This window comes from Vibrio sp. Vb0598, assembly GCF_033338935.1.
Lineage (GTDB): Bacteria > Pseudomonadota > Gammaproteobacteria > Enterobacterales > Vibrionaceae > Vibrio > Vibrio alginolyticus.
The window spans coordinates 73,723-89,394 of sequence record NZ_JAWOTP010000007.1 but is presented as its reverse complement, the minus strand read 5'-3'; the positions used below and the strand labels follow the sequence as shown (position 1 = coordinate 89,394).

The 15,672-nt window shown below is 44.7% G+C and carries 13 protein-coding genes; 7 read left to right on the top strand and 6 right to left on the bottom strand.

Features of this window, described 5'->3' with window-relative positions; all coding sequences use genetic code 11:
- The first annotated feature begins 282 nt into the window (after positions 1–282).
- From R7Q38_RS09585 to R7Q38_RS09565, 5 genes are all read left to right on the top strand, one after another.
- Positions 283–1,104 (top strand): phosphate ABC transporter substrate-binding protein, encoded by an 822-nt coding sequence (locus R7Q38_RS09585; protein ID WP_005375153.1) that lies wholly within the window; start codon positions 283–285, stop codon positions 1,102–1,104.
- A 100-nt stretch (positions 1,105–1,204) separates the two neighbouring features.
- Entirely contained in the window at positions 1,205–2,137 is a 933-nt protein-coding gene (pstC, locus tag R7Q38_RS09580) for a phosphate ABC transporter permease subunit PstC (RefSeq protein ID WP_005375154.1), read from the top strand.
- Between the two features lie 22 nt (positions 2,138–2,159).
- Positions 2,160–3,023, top strand: coding sequence for a phosphate ABC transporter permease PstA (gene pstA / locus R7Q38_RS09575; RefSeq protein ID WP_005383923.1), 864 nt, complete (start codon positions 2,160–2,162; stop codon positions 3,021–3,023).
- Positions 3,024–3,083: 60 nt separating this feature from the next.
- On the top strand, positions 3,084–3,833 hold the full coding sequence (gene pstB, locus R7Q38_RS09570) for a phosphate ABC transporter ATP-binding protein PstB (RefSeq protein ID WP_005375156.1): 750 nt from the start codon (positions 3,084–3,086) through the stop codon (positions 3,831–3,833).
- Between the two features lie 327 nt (positions 3,834–4,160).
- Complete coding sequence (locus tag R7Q38_RS09565; protein WP_025768552.1) at positions 4,161–6,284, top strand: GGDEF domain-containing protein; 2,124 nt, start codon at positions 4,161–4,163, stop codon at positions 6,282–6,284.
- 129 nt (positions 6,285–6,413) lie between these two features.
- On the opposite strand, the gene R7Q38_RS09560 is transcribed toward R7Q38_RS09565, so the two are convergent.
- From R7Q38_RS09560 to R7Q38_RS09535, 6 genes are read right to left on the bottom strand one after another with little or no spacing between them, the layout of a single operon-like run.
- Positions 6,414–8,060, bottom strand: coding sequence for a BatD family protein (locus tag R7Q38_RS09560; protein ID WP_318114204.1), 1,647 nt, complete (start codon positions 8,058–8,060; stop codon positions 6,414–6,416).
- A gap of 4 nt (positions 8,061–8,064) precedes the next feature.
- A complete protein-coding gene (locus tag R7Q38_RS09555; protein WP_318114203.1) occupies positions 8,065–9,786 on the bottom strand; it encodes a VWA domain-containing protein in 1,722 nt (573 codons plus the stop codon).
- Positions 9,779–10,783 (bottom strand): vWA domain-containing protein, encoded by a 1,005-nt coding sequence (locus tag R7Q38_RS09550; protein ID WP_238843695.1) that lies wholly within the window; start codon positions 10,781–10,783, stop codon positions 9,779–9,781. Before R7Q38_RS09550 ends, R7Q38_RS09555 begins: the two co-directional genes overlap by 8 nt.
- Positions 10,776–11,252 carry a DUF4381 domain-containing protein gene (locus R7Q38_RS09545; RefSeq protein WP_054574933.1) on the bottom strand — a complete coding sequence of 159 codons (477 nt, stop codon included), beginning with the start codon at positions 11,250–11,252 and terminating at the stop codon, positions 10,776–10,778. Before R7Q38_RS09545 ends, R7Q38_RS09550 begins: the two co-directional genes overlap by 8 nt.
- Before the next feature lie 37 nt (positions 11,253–11,289).
- Positions 11,290–12,216 carry a DUF58 domain-containing protein gene (locus R7Q38_RS09540; RefSeq protein ID WP_064354905.1) on the bottom strand — a complete coding sequence of 309 codons (927 nt, stop codon included), beginning with the start codon at positions 12,214–12,216 and terminating at the stop codon, positions 11,290–11,292.
- Between the two features lie 13 nt (positions 12,217–12,229).
- The gene (locus tag R7Q38_RS09535) at positions 12,230–13,186 is read right to left on the bottom strand and encodes an AAA family ATPase (RefSeq protein ID WP_005383914.1); all 957 of its coding nucleotides are present in this window, start codon (positions 13,184–13,186) and stop codon (positions 12,230–12,232) included.
- Positions 13,187–13,496: 310 nt separating this feature from the next.
- Here R7Q38_RS09535 and R7Q38_RS09530 point away from each other — a divergent pair, with 310 nt between their 5' ends.
- Together R7Q38_RS09530 and R7Q38_RS09525 are read left to right on the top strand one after the other, a co-directional pair.
- On the top strand, positions 13,497–15,413 hold the full coding sequence (locus R7Q38_RS09530) for a methyl-accepting chemotaxis protein (RefSeq protein ID WP_017821859.1): 1,917 nt from the start codon (positions 13,497–13,499) through the stop codon (positions 15,411–15,413).
- Positions 15,414–15,469: 56 nt separating this feature from the next.
- The gene (locus tag R7Q38_RS09525) at positions 15,470–15,670 is read left to right on the top strand and encodes a restriction endonuclease subunit S (protein ID WP_005375165.1); all 201 of its coding nucleotides are present in this window, start codon (positions 15,470–15,472) and stop codon (positions 15,668–15,670) included.
- Positions 15,671–15,672: the final 2 nt, after the last annotated feature.

Here is a 15,672-nt window from a genome sequence, read left to right as displayed (position 1 = left end):
ATTTCGATTTTAATTGTTACATTCGCCAAATCAATGAGTTACTCATATCTAATTGTTATGAAATGTACCAAAATCGATGGGGTTATCATCTTGAACATGAGACAACTTATAAAAACGTTACGTTCAAATTGAGAGAGGGATAAGTCGCGGAATTAATAGTTAGAAATGACAACGTGTCATAGAGGGTTCAACTAAGTGAAACACAACTGTCATATTCAAATTCTAAAGTGAGCACCGTTCAAGTGAAACACAACGGCAATAAAGCCACTTAAGGAAATTGTGATGAAAAAGACAGTAATCGGTGCAATCGCACTTCTAGGCGCAATGGCAGTGACTCCTGTTTCTGCTAAAGAAACTATCTCTGCAGTGGGTTCTAGCAGCGTAACTCCACTGATGGAAGTTTTCTCTGAAACGTACATGAAGAAGAACCCTAACGTATTTATCGAAGTTCAAGGTCCTGGTTCTTCAGCTGGTGTAAAAGCAGCGAAAAATGGTTCAGCAGACCTTGGTATGTCTTCTCGTAATCTAAAAGACTCTGAAAAAGAATCAACACTAATCGAAGAAGTGGTTGCTCGTGATGGTATCGCAGTGGTTGTTAACCCACAAAACAAACTGCCAGGTCTAACAGCCGAGCAAGTGACTGCAATCTACAAAGGCGAAGTATCAAACTGGAAAGAAGTTGGTGGTGCAGACAAGCCAATCGTAGCCATTACTCGTGACACAGCTTCTGGTACTCGTGGCGCATTTGAAGACATCATGTCTCTAAAAATGAAGATTTCTGGTAAGAAGGTATCAGCTATCTCTCAACGTGCTCAAGTTGCAAACGGTAACGGCGCACTGAAAACAATGGTTGCATCTAACCCATACGCAATCGGCTACATTTCTCTTGGTACTGTAGACAACACTGTTAATGCGCTAGCAATCGACGGCGTTGATGCAACGGTAGCTAACGTTAAAAACGGTTCTTACAAAGTAGCGCGTCCATTCCTTGTTCTTTACAAAGAAGGCAAGCCATCAACAGAAACGCAAAAATTCCTAGACTGGATGCTAACTGACGAAGCGCAAGCGCTAGTTGACCAAAAAGGTTACATCTCAGTTAACTAATCCCATCGGGACTCTAAAGTTTGCTCAGCCCAACGTTTCGGGCTGAGCCTTTTCTATCCATTGTGTTCAACGGCATTGCCCAGAACCGTGAGATTTTTAAATGACCATCGCAACAAATAGTGAAAAGCTTATGAATACTGACGCTAGAGCTATCAGCAAGTCAGGCCTACGCGAGAAGCGTCGTGTAGACTGGAAAGAGCGCATCTTCCACGGCTTGTTCCTAACGAGTGCCGTAATCGGCATTGTTTCATTAGCCGTTATTGCATACTTCATCGTTCGAGAGAGTATTCCGGCATTCCAAGAAGCAGGCGTATCGGGCATTGTCTTAGGACAAAACTGGTTACCACCTGCGCTTTACGGTGTCGCCACCATGATTGTGGCATCTATCGTATCGACGGCTGGTGCTGTCATTGTTGGGGTTCCAATTGGTGTTCTGACCGCCATTTTTATCGCTGAAATCGCACCAAAGCGATTAGCAGACATCATCCGCCCAGCGGTTGAGCTGCTAGCCGGTATTCCTTCAGTGGTCTACGGCTTCTTCGGTCTGGTTATTATCGTTCCATTGATTCAGAAAGTATTTGATGTACCTGCAGGTAACACTATCTTGGCCGGTATTATTGTTCTTGGTGTGATGATTCTACCAACAGTAATTACGGTTTCTGAAACGTCTATCCGTGCTGTCCCTCGTACTTATAAAGAAGGTTCTTTGGCACTGGGCGCATCGAAAATCTACACCATCTTTAAATTGCTCGTTCCAGCGGCTCGCTCAGGCATCATGACAGGTGTGATTCTGGGTATCGGTCGTGCGTTGGGTGAGACTATGGCGATCATTATGGTTATGGGTAACGCGCCGGCAATGCCAGAAGGCATCTTGGATTCGGCTCGTACACTAACTGCAAACATCGCTATTGAAATGTCTTACGCAAGTGGTGTTCACGCGAACGCACTTTACGCTACAGGTGTAGTACTTCTGGTCTTCATCATGTCGTTGAACGCTGTACTACTGTACCTAAACCGAGAAAAAGCGAAGTAATCGCTCGTTAAAGGTGACTATTATGGATCGCGCAAAACTGAAAAAAGCACGCCAGTTCAAAGATAATGTCTTTAACGCATTTGTCTGGATCTCGGCAGCACTAACGGTAGGTTTTTTGTTCTGGATTATCTGGTACATCCTATCAAACGGTCTACAACACGTAGATTGGAACTTCATTACTGATAACTATACGCGCACAGGTGAAGAGCATGGTATCTTCCCAATGATTGTGGCGACCATTTACATGGTTATCGCTTCTATCGCAGTGGCAGCGCCACTCGGTATCATGACGGCAATCTACTTGACCGAATACGCGAAAGTGGGCAGTCGTTTGGTGAAAATCATCCGATTCTGTACCGAGTCATTGGCGGGTATCCCGTCGATCATTTTCGGCCTGTTTGGTATGACTTTCTTCGTGGCGATTCTTGGCCTTGGCTTCTCGATTCTGTCGGGTGCATTGACGCTAAGTATCCTAATCCTGCCAGTTATCATCCGTACAACGGAAGAAGCGCTGATGGCAGTACCACAAACGTACCGTGAAGGCTCTTATGGCCTCGGTGCTTCTAAGATTTACACTATCTGGCGTTTGATTCTTCCGAGCGCAATGCCAGGTATCTTAACCTCGGTCATTCTAAGTATTGGTCGTGTCATTGGTGAGTCTGCTCCAGTATTCCTGACAGCAGGTATGGTTGCACGTATTCCGGATTCTTTATTAGATTCAGGTCGTACGCTAACCGTTCACCTATACAAACTGACTACCGAACTGTTTACCGTTGAAGAATGGAATCAGGCTTACGGTACGGCAACAGTGCTTATCGTAGTTGTTCTCTTGATCAACATGGTAACGAAACTGATTGCTAGACGTTTTAACACCGCAACTTACTAACAACACTAATTAAGAACGCACGTTAAAAGACACGAATTCAAGAATTAAGAGATTAAGACAATGAACAAATTTGATATTGAAAACCTAGACCTATTCTACGGTGACAACCAAGCACTGAAATCGATCAACTTACCAATTCCAGTTCGCCAAGTAACTGCACTTATCGGCCCGTCAGGTTGCGGAAAATCAACGCTTCTACGCTGTTTGAACCGAATGAATGATCTAATCGAAGGCGTGAAAATTACAGGTAAATTGGCGATGGACGGCGAAGATATTTACGGCAACATTGATGTTGCTGACCTTCGCATCAAAGTCGGCATGGTATTCCAAAAGCCAAACCCATTCCCGATGAGCATTTACGAGAACGTGGCTTACGGCTTACGTGCTCAAGGTATCAAAGACAAAAAGACAATTGATGAAGTGGTAGAGCGTTCGCTGCGCGGTGCTGCACTTTGGGATGAGGTGAAAGATCGCCTTAAATCACACGCATTCGGTCTTTCTGGTGGTCAGCAGCAACGTTTATGTATTGCACGTACAATCGCGATGGAGCCGGATGTGATTCTGATGGATGAGCCAACGTCGGCACTTGACCCAATTGCGACACACAAAATCGAAGAACTGATGGAAGAGCTAAAGAAGAACTACACCATCGTTATCGTGACTCACTCAATGCAACAGGCGCGTCGTATCTCTGACCGCACTGCGTTTTTCCTAATGGGTGAACTGGTTGAGCACAACGATACGCAAGTGATCTTTAGCAACCCTCAAGACGACCGTACTCAAGGCTACGTAAATGGTGATTTCGGTTAATCCACCGTATTTACAAGCATAACTAAATAACTATAAGCGATGGTAACTTTGCCCCTCTTGATGAGGGGCCTTTTTCTTTTTAAGTCGTAGGCTTAAAACATCTACCAACACAAAAATCTTGTAAATGAGTACAACTTTCCTCCCCAGTTTATAAAGCATGTAACTTATGTGAAACATGGCTTTAAAAGTGCTGAAGAGCTCTCGAATGTAACACTAAGTCTGATAATTTTGCGAATGACTTAACAGCTCAAATTTGAACGTATTGATTGCATATCATGGCCTAAGTAGTTTTTTATCGAGGATAAAAAAGTAGATTAGGTTGGTAGGGTGAGTTTAAGAAGTTTTACAAGAAAAGTGTCTTCAACGAGGGATCATCGGTTGCTAGCGGAGGCAATCTTTGATCATTTAGAGAGTCTGTTCTCCCCTCAAGCCCTCGCTATTTTTGAAGATCCTTCAATTAACCCTCGTCATTCGATGAGCTTCTCTCGCGGAGAGCTTTACCCAACCCAAAACTATCCTGAGACATTCTGGGAGTGGGCAAGTCAGTTTGACACCTCTGAAAGCATCATACCTCTGGCGATCAACACTTGTAACTGGAATCACACCCGAGATTTAGGCGGTGATAGTTACATCATGATGCTCGACAACACGCCTATCAAACGTACCTACCTACTGATTCAATCTGTACATGCTCGCACGGCACATAATATCTATGAAGAAAGTTACGACGCAATGCAACTCGCAGCGGCGCGTTGGCAATGTATTCGTGCTGAAAAAAATGCCTCGAAAGAGATCAGGCACAGAGATATTCGTGAAGCGCAATATGTTGATGAGATTAGCCAACGCGAGCGCTTTATCGAAAATATGAAGTTAGTTCAGCAAGTTGCACTCGAAATCTCTAATCCTGATTCTTTAAAGGACTTGTACTACAAAGCCGTCGAAGCGTTACGTGAACGACTTGGGTTTGATCGCTCTACACTGATGCTTCTCGATATGAAAAAGCGCAGCTTCAGTGGTACATACGGCACGGATGAGTCAGGAATTACGATTGATGAATTTCACACACAATACGATTTACACCAACTTAGCGAGGAGTATATCACCGCGTTATCTAGCCTTGAGAGCAACTTAGTGATTGTAGAAGACGCGCCAATATACACAGCAGGCAAGGTCATCGGGCAGGGCTGGAATGCGATGTTGATTTTACGCGATGGCAATGAACCGTTTGGGTGGTTCGCGCTAGATAACTTTATTCATCGTAAGCCGATAACGGCATATCAAAAACAGATGTTGGACTCGTTTGGTTCACTCTTCTCTCAAATTTACATTCGTAAGCGCCAAGAACAAAACGTACGCATGTTGCATTCAAGCATGGTTGAGTTATCACGTTGCACTACTGTCAGTGGAGTATGCAAATCGGCCGTCACTTTCGCCATTAAAAATCTTGGTATTGATCGAATGGCGGTGTTTTTAACTGATGAAAATTGCTCTTACATGCAAGGAACGTGGGGTACCGATATTCAAGGTAATGTGGTGGATGAATCTTACTTCTTTGGCGAAACCCAAGATTTCTCTCTTATAAATCTGGCTCGCTCAATGCCAAACGAAGTCGCATTTGAAGAATCAGTGCCTATTTATCATGACTGTAATATTGTTGGCTTTGGTTGGGCTGCGATGACGGTATTGACTTCAAATAGCAGTGGTCCTATCGCCTTTATCGCTGTTGATAATTTGCTGACACGTGCGCCGTTAACTTCTCAGTTACGTGAAGTGATTCGTATGTTCGCGTCCAGCTTAGCTGAAGTATTGCAACGTACTCAAGCTCAAGAGGCGATTCGCGAATTAAACGAAAACTTAGAGCTGGAAGTTCAGAACCGAACAAAAGAGTTGGAGGAAGCCAATCGACAGCTTGAGGTACTTTCTAAGCTCGATCCTTTGACGCGTCTTGGTAATCGCCGCATGTTAGAACATGTGATGCAAAAATATTGTGCCCTAGAGTGTGAAGACGACATGTCGTTTGGCCTGATCCTGATTGATATTGACCATTTTGGCTTATTCAATAATCACTATGGTCATCTCGAAGGCGATATCGCATTGATGCGAATTGGCTATATCTTGGATCATCATACCAAAGGTGAAGATGAAGTTTTTTGCCGTATCGGAGGTGAGGAGTTTGCATTGCTCATGATTGGTTCTGAGCAAGAGGAGGTTCGACTGAGAGCAGAGTGCATTCGTCAGTGCATCGAGGGCGAGGGGATAAAGCATCGACATAACCCAGAAGGGGAGTTACTCACCGTTTCAGTCGGTTACTCCTGTTATAAAGCGAAAGGCAAAGACTTTAATTTCGACCATTTATATCAGTTGTCGGATAAGGCACTCTATCAAGCGAAGAATCATGGGCGAAATTGTGTAAGGCGATACGAATACGAGCCCCAAGTGTTTGTTGAGTGAGTGATGTTCATAAGAGCAACTTGATAGGGAAGGGGGCGGCGGTTGGTGCTCTAGATAAAACCGCTAAAGCAAATTTGGCCGGATAAGAGAATGGGCAGCTCATGAGAGCTGCCATTGTTATCTAGTTATTTATAACTTTTCGAGTTGGTGGTCGGTTTTCGTTACGTTTGCTTTGCCAAGGTTTTGAATTTTGGCTAGCAGCGAATCAGGGCTCCAAGGTTGTTGGTTAGCACTAAAACGCGCTCGATTCATGGCATTAAGCTCTTGCTTAATTGCTTGTACGTCACCAGGGTTTAACCTGTCTTGATGAGTGGTTAAATACTCATTTACAGAGCGTTCAATTTTCGCAGCATCGCCCTCTTCGATGACTTTTTTTAGCGCGTCGATGCAAAGTGGTTGTTCAGTATTTGAAACCGTTCCACTCGCTGTTATTGACCGCTTTTTCCATGCCCAAATAGCGATTCCCAATGTCATTATCCAAAGCCCTAAGAAAACAAAGGTTAACGTTCGCCAGAGACTGCTCACACCGCCGCTTGATTCAGGACTAGGGGTTGACACTAAAGGTGCTGAAAGAGGCGATTCCGGCAACGTGATTAGCCCAGTGTCATTTTTCTCTACGTCTAATGTTAGCTCTGGTAACGTTGTTTTCTTCGCTTCATCATTTTGACTGTCCCACCAGTTCAAGTCGTATCCTGGTAAGGTATATTTCCTGGCCTCTGTAGGAATAATGACTTGCTTCACCGTCATGGTAACGGTGCCATCTCTCGCGCTATCGAACTTAGGTTGTTCGGGATACACGCGCAGTGAACTCGGGTAACTAATATTGACTCGTGGCAGATATTCGGCTTGTGTACCGCGAGCCTTAACTTGAATGGTTCGAGTGAGTGAAGAGCCTTGTTTTACTGTGTTGATTGCGTTAGTCGACAATAGATTACCTTGATCGTCTTGCCAGCTCTGTGTCATTTCTAACGCTGAAGCAGGAAGCCATTCACCTTTAAATTCGCTCGGAATCGGTTTGACCGTGATTGGCATGCGTTCCGCTTTGGTGTTGATAGGCATTATTTTGGTTGAGCCCGTCAAGCTGTCGCCATAAATATAAGAACCGGTCAGTTTAGGACCTATCAAGGTATAAGTGCCTGGTTGATTTGCCGTTAAGCGAAACGACTGCTCTATGACCGCTACTTCTAACCCATTTAAGATCTTCTGTCTTTGTTGTAAGCCACCCAGTGCCTCAAGCTTCATGCCTTCAATCTGCGGAGGTACTATTTGCGGGTTATCTAGGCGTCGAGTGTCCGCTTTAATTAGAAGTTGTATACGTAATGTTGCAGATTGCTGAGGGTAGAGCGTACTGTTGTCGACCGTAATATTGAAGCTAAATAGATCATCAAGATTGGGGTCTGTTTGGCTCGCGTTGACACGTAGTTTGATCGGCTCCGTTTTCATGCCATCAGCGGAAAAACTTGGAATAATCAGAACACCTTCTTTCATTGGTGCAATTGAGATACTCCACTCGGTACGCACTGATTTTCTTCCGTTAATGTTATTGCTAGAGCGGCCATAACGAGGTTGACCCAAGAAGAAGTCTTTCTCTAGAACATTGAAGTCGATTGAGTCTGAGCTGAGCTCAGTATCTGAAATGATTCTGAGGTTAATCACTTCATTCTTGGCTACTTGTGTTTTATTCACACTAGCTTGAAGTGTCTGTGCCATCACCGAGAAACTGGATATTAGGCTGGCCACAAAAATAAAGACCAGTTTTACGCCTTTGTTCATCACAGGCTTACCACTCCTTTTGAGATTGTTGTGGAGGTTGTTTTTGTTGCGCTTGAAGTTGCATTTGCGCACGGATCAAAAAGCTTGGGTCGCGAGCACTTTCTACTGCTTCTAGTCGACGGAACTCAGGATCATCCTGATGCATTTTTTCGGGATGCGCTTTAGCCTGTATTGGTTCACCTTGATCCTTCACTTGCTTGTCATCTCGTTGCGGTTGATGTTGTTCCGTTTTTTGTTTTTCTTTTTTATTTTCAGAATCTTGCTGATTTTGTGACTGTTGTTCTTGCGCTTCTTTCCCTTCGTTTTGAGACTTTTGTTGCTGTTGCTGTTGCTGTTGCTGTTGCTGTTGCTGTTGCTGTTGCTGTTGCTGTTGCTGTTGCTGTTGCTGTTGCTGTTTTAGCTTTTCTTCTACAACCGATAGGTTTTTCTTCGCGGCTTCAAAGTTAGGCTTTTCCTCTAGCAGCTTTTTATACAAATCAGCCGCATCTTCTAATTGACCATTTTGAGCGAGCGAGTTGGCGAGGTTATAGCGGCCGTTAAGGGAGGCATCATGAGAAAATGCTTCGATAGCGGCTTCGTAGTCACCTTTTTGATAACTGGCGGCTCCTTTCCAGCTTGGGTTTGTAAATAGGTTTTGCGCCTGTTCATACTCACCTTGCTTGTAGAGTTCCGCTCCTTGTTGGTCGGCATTTAAGAACGGATTAGCTTCTGCATGCGGTGTCCACGTTACTGGGACTACAGTCGCAACTACCATCCAAATCAGGCCGCGTCGAAACAGTAAAGCCGCAGGAAGAAGTAACAACGGCAGTAACCAAAAGCCACTGTTGAGACGAGAATCAGTTTTAACTTCTTCGCTTTGGGTCGCAGAAAGCTGGCTACCAATGTTATTAGTAAAGGCCGCGATATTTTCAACATCACGGTTGGTGTGCTGAATAGGAACAAATAGACCGCCAGTTTTATTCGCTAGCGTCTGTAGGTTTTTCAGGTTTGTTTTCGCTACGACGGTTGTGCCTTGTGCCGTTTTTAGCAGAGAGCCATCGGGCAGCGCGATAGGCGCACCGTTAGGAGTCCCGACGGCAAGAACAGAAATGCGAAACTTTGTACCTTGGACTAAATCTAACGCGCGAGACAGCTCTGACGTATCAAGATCATCCGCTAACACGATGATATCGCCTTGTTGCGTGCCGGCTTGAGAAAACTGGTTGATCGCAAGTTCAATCGCGGCAGGCAGGTTTGCTCCTTGAAAAGGCATCAGCTCTGGTGACAAATTTTCGATAATGCCCGCAAGCGTGCTGGAATCAGTTGTCAGTGGACTTAAGTTATAGGCATCGCCAGCGTAAGCAATAAGTCCAGTGGCTCCCTCTTTCCATTTAGGCAGCAAATCGAGCGCCTTATAACGTGTTTGTGCTAGCCGATTGGGTTTGATGTCTGTAGCAAACATAGAGCGAGACATATCAAGCACCAAGATACGGTTTTGGTTTAATTCAAAGCTTGGTCGAGCATTGGACTGCCAGCTTGGCCCCGCTAATGAAATGCAAGTTATTGCCCAAGCTAAACCCCATAGAGTGAAGTAATGCTTAGACTGCGTGTTTTGTCCGAGCATCCGCGATAGGTGAGGGGCAATCAGTGTGGACTTTTGGGCTCTAAATTTGTGATTAAGCAAGAGTGCAATAGGGATCACGATGAGCCCCAAAAGCCAATAAGGATTGAGGAAAATAAACTCAGCCATGTTTTCTCCTTAATAGGAATAACAATACCGACAATACAAATGCAGCGCTTAATGGATATGGAAACCATTCAGACTGAGGGCGCCAAGTTTGTGTGTCGCTAGATACGGGTTCTAGCTGGTTGATGGTGTCATAAATCTTTTCGAGCTCTTCTGTATCTCGCGCTCGAAAATATTGTCCACCTGTCACCTCTGCCACTTTAGTCAGTGTTTGTTCATCTAAGTCGGCTGCGGTGTTGACTTTGCGAGTCATGAAAAACTCTTTTACCATCATTTCACCAGCGCCCACGCCCACGGTGTAAACAGTGGCGTTGTATTTTTTCGCAATTTCCGCTGCTTCTAGCGGCTCGAGCACCCCTGCAGTATTGCTGCCGTCACTGAGCAAAATCAAGACTCGTTGCGGAGCATCACTGTCTACAAAGGTTTTTGTGCCTAAACCAATACCATCACCAATGGCGGTTCGTTGACCAACCAAGCCGATGACGGTTTGATTAATCTGCTGCATGACGGTTTTGCGGTCTGCAGTGAGTGGTGTTTGCAAATAAGCATGGTCGCCAAACAAAACAACTCCGAGACGGTCACCTTTTCTCTTTGCTACGAAATCAGACAGAACTTTTTTGACTGCTGTGAGGCGATCGATATATTCGCCGTTGAGTTCCATGTCTTCCTGCTGCATCGAACCGGACAGATCGACGACTAACATCAAGTCCCGATACTTGGGTTGGAATTCAACGGGATCGCCAAACCAAACTGGACGCGCACAAGCGACGACAAGAAGGCCCCAGATCGCGATTGAAAGTGCTTTTTGCAGCGCTTGCTTAGGCTTGCTGCGATTCTCATTGGTTGGTAAGTACGCCAATTTGATCTCGGCTTGTTGAGATTCTTGTGGCAGGAACTTGTATACCAGCCATGGGATGGGCAAAAAAAACAGTGCCCACCACCAGACAAATTCAATGTTTAGCCATTGGGCAAGATCGGTTATGAGTGTTTGCTCAGTCACGGTTATTTGCCTTTTTCTTTGGTGGCAAAGCGTAGGTTATCCAAAAGACACAATCGTCTACCAAGCTTTGATGCTGCCCTTGGGAAGAATTCTGATACAACGCTTCTTGCCACTGATGTTGTTTGTCTACGAATCGACTTTCTTTGGTATGGCTATCGAGAAATTCATACCAAGCGATTCCGGTTAATGGTGCGATCTCTTCACGCGGAAAGTAACTCAATGCTGCCTGGCGCAATATTTCCAGAGCAGAAGAGGGGGTATGAGGCGCGGTAGGTTGAGTTAAAAGTGTTAATGCTGTCTTTTTTGCGCGTAAGTGTTTTTTACGCCATCTCACATAAAGACAAATGCCGAAAACGAAGAGCAAGGTGGCTGCAAGCACCACCCACCATCCCCAAGCGAGCGGAAACCAATCCGGTGCGTTTGGCAAAATCAAAGGTTCAAGGTTTAGGCTTTGGTTGTTTGTTGTCATTATTATTACTGCTTAATAAATACTGCTTGTCAGTTTGTTAGCTTAATTGTGAAATTAAGGGCCAGCCACTTGATAGCGTGTTAAATGGAATTGCTATTGAATGGCATTGCTGCTTAATGGTTTCTTGATGTTGGGTAAAGTGGCTTTCGAGTTCTCTTCGTTGTCCTTTAGAGCCAAAGTTAAACCATTGACTATGCTGCCCATCCGAAGCTTTCACTTGACCTCTAAAGTCTGTTTCGCCTCTTTCTAACGGATCATAAAACTGAACGGCCCTTACGCTATTGTGTTGTTTGAGTCGACGTAGTTGTGCCAGTTCCGTTGGTGTTACGTGGGCAAAGTCACTGAGCATAATCAATTCGCTGCCTTTTGGGGTGAGCGTATGAAGTGTCTCCAATACTTGTGTATACGGCAGTGTACGAGTGTCGTTGCTTGCAGTACGAGTTACTTGCGCATTATGTATGTCGACTATGGCGTTAAGAATCCGCAGCCCTTGTCTTTGTAAAGAAGAGGGGCGAAATTCAAGACATTGATGTCCGTCATCAATCACTGCGCCGATGCGATCTTTTTTAGCTAGAGTTAGCCAAATTAGAACACTGGCAAAGTGGGCCAATTGAACGGATTTGAGTACATACTTAGATCCAAAATGTAGACTAGAACTTAGATCAAGATAAAGAATGACCGCTTGCTCTTTATCTTCTGCAAACAACTTCGTATGTGCTTTACCGGTCCTAGCGGTGACTCGCCAATCAATGCTGCGAATATCGTCGCCAGGTTGATATTGGCGCACCTCCATAAAATCCATACCTCGCCCTTTTTGGCGACTGGTATGGTTACCACTCATCTGCGACCAGAGACTCTGTGCTGGTGGTAACCAACGTACAGATTGAGTGCGATATTGGAGCAGCTCTTCAAGGGTTAATGTCACCCCATTCGCATGAGGTGGTAATGAATGTGTAGCGGACATATCACTCACCTGTTTATGCACTGCCAACAAGGTTTAGCAGTTTATCGATGACCTGGTTTGCCGTAATGCCTTCCGCTTGAGCGTGGTAACTCAATAATAAACGGTGGCGCAGTACCGGATAAGCCATGGTTTGAACATCTTCCGGAGAGACAAAATCACGACCAGCAAGCCAAGCGTGCGCACGTGCACAGCGATCAAGAGCGATGGTGGCACGCGGACTCACACCCATTGACAACCACTTGTCCAACTCAGTGTCATATTCGTTGGCTTGACGTGTCGCCATAACTAAACGGACGATGTACTGCTCTATCGTTTCCGCCATATGAATATCCAACACTTCTTTACGTGCAGTGAATATATCTTGTTGGCTTAACATTGGGCGTTCAACCTTTACTTCGCCCTTTGCTTCTCCGCGGTTAATACGCAAGATAGATAGCTCATGCTCTGCATCTGGGTATTCCACTTCTAAATGCAATAAAAAGCGGTCTAGCTGCGCTTCAGGAAGGGGGTAGGTCCCTTCTTGCTCTATCGGGTTTTGAGTTGCCATAACCAAAAACAACTCTGGCAGCGGGTAGGTATGACGACCTGCTGTGACTTGTTTCTCTGCCATTGCTTCAAGCATTGCCGCTTGTACTTTGGCCGGTGCACGGTTTATCTCATCCGCAAGAATAAGCGAGTTGAAGATAGGACCTGACTGGAAAGTGAATTCTCCGGTTTCTGGACGGAAGATATCGGTGCCGGTTAAATCGGCTGGCAGCAAGTCAGGGGTGAACTGAATTCGGTGGAAGTCACCTTCAACACAGTCTGAGAGTGATTTTACTGCACGGGTTTTTGCTAACCCAGGAGGGCCTTCAACTAAAATATGCCCATCCGCAAGAAGCGCAACAAGCAGTTGCTTTACCAGATCTTGCTGTCCGATGATCTGCGACTCTAAGTATTGCTGAAGAGTTTCGAAGTTAGATTTATGCATGCTTTGGACTCTCGGTATCCATGTGATTTTCGTGTTGAGTATTGGTCATTTTCCATGTGAAAAAAGTTCCAATGCTCTATTGCAATTTATCTTTTCAATATTGGGACGCTACAGAGAATTGCAAGTACGTGCTATCTCTGAAAGTGCTTATTTGACAGTGTGTTACATTTATTTTTCATAATATAATGAGAAATGCCTCTAGTTTTGTACATATGAGCCGATAAAGATTCCGTGGTGTGCGTGTCATGAGATATGCACCTGATTCCCCTTGTGGGGCCAATAACAAGTGATTCTTTTAAAAGGTCCGAATATGTTGAAACTTCATTCCTTGAGCATCAAACAGAAGGTTGTACTTGGCATTACGTTTGCTGTTCTAGCATCAACAATCATTGTTGGTGTTATGGCTCAGCGTCATGCGAGAGATGTATTGAGCCATCGTCTTATTGACATCGAGCTACCTGCGATGTTGCAGCAAATCAATACCGAAATTGACCGCGAAGTTGTCGAAATGCAACAAGCGGCAAAACAGCTGGCTACAAACGAATTTATTGTTGAAGCCCTATCTAATACAGACCGTGATCCGTCAGTAGAAGTTCAGTTGGTTCAGCAGCTCAATAACGTTAAATCACAGTATGGTCTTAATGATGCGTCGGTAGCGAATCGTCAAACGGCATATTACTGGAATCAAAACGGATTCTTACGTCAACTTAACCGAACGCAAGATGCTTGGTTCTTTGGATTTACGTCGTCTGGTCAAGAAACGTCCGTGAGTGTGTTCCAAGAGGCAAATGGCGAAGTGAAAATGTTTGCCAATTTCCAAGATCTTAATGGTACATCAATGTCAGGTCTCTCTAAATCTATGGGAGACATGGTTGCTTTGCTCAATGGGTTTAAAATTGAAGATACGGGTTACGTGTTCCTCACTAATGAACAAGGCCAGATTCAAATACACCGCCAACAAGGTAAGAACCAAACTTCTATCACTAAACTATTTGGTAGTGACGCAAGTGCGCTGTTGAACAAAAATAGCTTCAACCTAATTAATGTGGAGTTTGAAGGGCAGGATACTTTTGTTTCTAGTTTGTATGTTCCTTCAATGAACTGGTTTGTTATTGGCGTGGTTCCCGTTGATGAAGTATTCGCAGACCTGAATGCGACAGCTAAAAAAATGCTGTTTACGACCATCATTGTTGCCGTTGTATTCATCCTCATGGGCGTATGGTTGGCAAACAGCATTACGAAACCAATCCGACTGATTGCCGATCGTTTTACCGACCTTGGGCAAGGTGAAGGCGATTTGGCGCAGCGTATTGAAATTAAGGGTAATGATGAAATTGCTCAGCTTTCAAAAGGCTTTAATGGATTTATTGAGAAGATTCATGCCACGATGAAAGAGGTTGCTTTAACCAGTGGCTCATTAAGTCAAGCGGCAGAAAGTGTGTCAACGAAAGCAACATCCACACACGACAACAGCCAAGAGCAGCGTGATCAAACCATTCAAGTAGTTGCAGCTATCAACCAAATGGGTGCGACCATCAGTGAAATTGCATCGAACGCTGCTACCGCTGCTGATACGGCAAATCAGGCTTCAGATAACACTCAAACTGGTCGAGAAGTTGTGATGAAAGCAAAAGAGGTGATCAGCCGCCTAGCCGATGATGTTGAAACAACCAATATTGTTGTTACGCAGTTGGCATCGACAACCAAAGATATTGGCTCGATTCTGGGTGTAATTCGTGACATCTCTGAACAAACGAATTTACTTGCGCTAAACGCTGCAATTGAAGCTGCTCGTGCTGGTGAGCAGGGACGTGGTTTTGCGGTTGTTGCTGATGAGGTAAGAAACCTAGCTTCACGCACGGCTGATTCTACAGAAGAGATTCAGCGCATGATCAATCAGCTTCAAAGTGACGCACAAGACGCGGTAAGTGCTATGGAAGCGGGCAAAGCGGTCACCATAGAAGGGGTTACTTCTACCGATGAAGCAGTCGAGGTATTAATCAGTATTTCTGAACGAATCACCGACATCTCTGATCGTAATACACAAGTTGCAACGGCGACGGAAGAGCAATCCACGGTGGTGCATACCATTAATCAAAATATCGAAGAAATCAACGCGATAAATGAAATGACAACCGCGACAGCAGAAGAGTTGGCGGATGCAAGTCGCGATCTTCAAGCGCTCTCTTCTCGTTTAGACAAGATGGTTGGTAGCTTCAAGTTATAGAGTTGGATAGAATAGGCGAAGTTTAAAAGTTCAATCATTAATTTTAGGTAAGTACTATGAATGACTTCGAAAAAGAACTAGAGCAAATTTCTCAAGAAACCGCTCAGGAGCCAGAAGTAAAACTGCCGTCGCTAGAAGAGCAAAAAGCGATCGTCGCTGAGCTGAAAAAGCTGGAAGCGGAAGGTAAGCTGACGCCAGAAGTGTTAGAACAACACTTTGGTAAGTTTAACCAAAAAAACGCAGTTCCAATCCACTAAGT

Coding starts and splice junctions, on each gene's coding strand:
- R7Q38_RS09555 (WP_318114203.1), bottom strand. CDS start 9,786: ATGGCTGAGTTTATTTTCCTCAATCCTTATTGGCTTTTGGGGCTCATC.
- R7Q38_RS09585 (WP_005375153.1), top strand. CDS start 283: ATGAAAAAGACAGTAATCGGTGCAATCGCACTTCTAGGCGCAATGGCA.
- R7Q38_RS09535 (WP_005383914.1), bottom strand. CDS start 13,186: ATGCATAAATCTAACTTCGAAACTCTTCAGCAATACTTAGAGTCGCAG.
- pstC (WP_005375154.1), top strand. CDS start 1,205: ATGACCATCGCAACAAATAGTGAAAAGCTTATGAATACTGACGCTAGA.
- R7Q38_RS09540 (WP_064354905.1), bottom strand. CDS start 12,216: ATGTCCGCTACACATTCATTACCACCTCATGCGAATGGGGTGACATTA.
- R7Q38_RS09530 (WP_017821859.1), top strand. CDS start 13,497: ATGTTGAAACTTCATTCCTTGAGCATCAAACAGAAGGTTGTACTTGGC.
- R7Q38_RS09545 (WP_054574933.1), bottom strand. CDS start 11,252: ATGACAACAAACAACCAAAGCCTAAACCTTGAACCTTTGATTTTGCCA.
- R7Q38_RS09525 (WP_005375165.1), top strand. CDS start 15,470: ATGAATGACTTCGAAAAAGAACTAGAGCAAATTTCTCAAGAAACCGCT.
- pstA (WP_005383923.1), top strand. CDS start 2,160: ATGGATCGCGCAAAACTGAAAAAAGCACGCCAGTTCAAAGATAATGTC.
- pstB (WP_005375156.1), top strand. CDS start 3,084: ATGAACAAATTTGATATTGAAAACCTAGACCTATTCTACGGTGACAAC.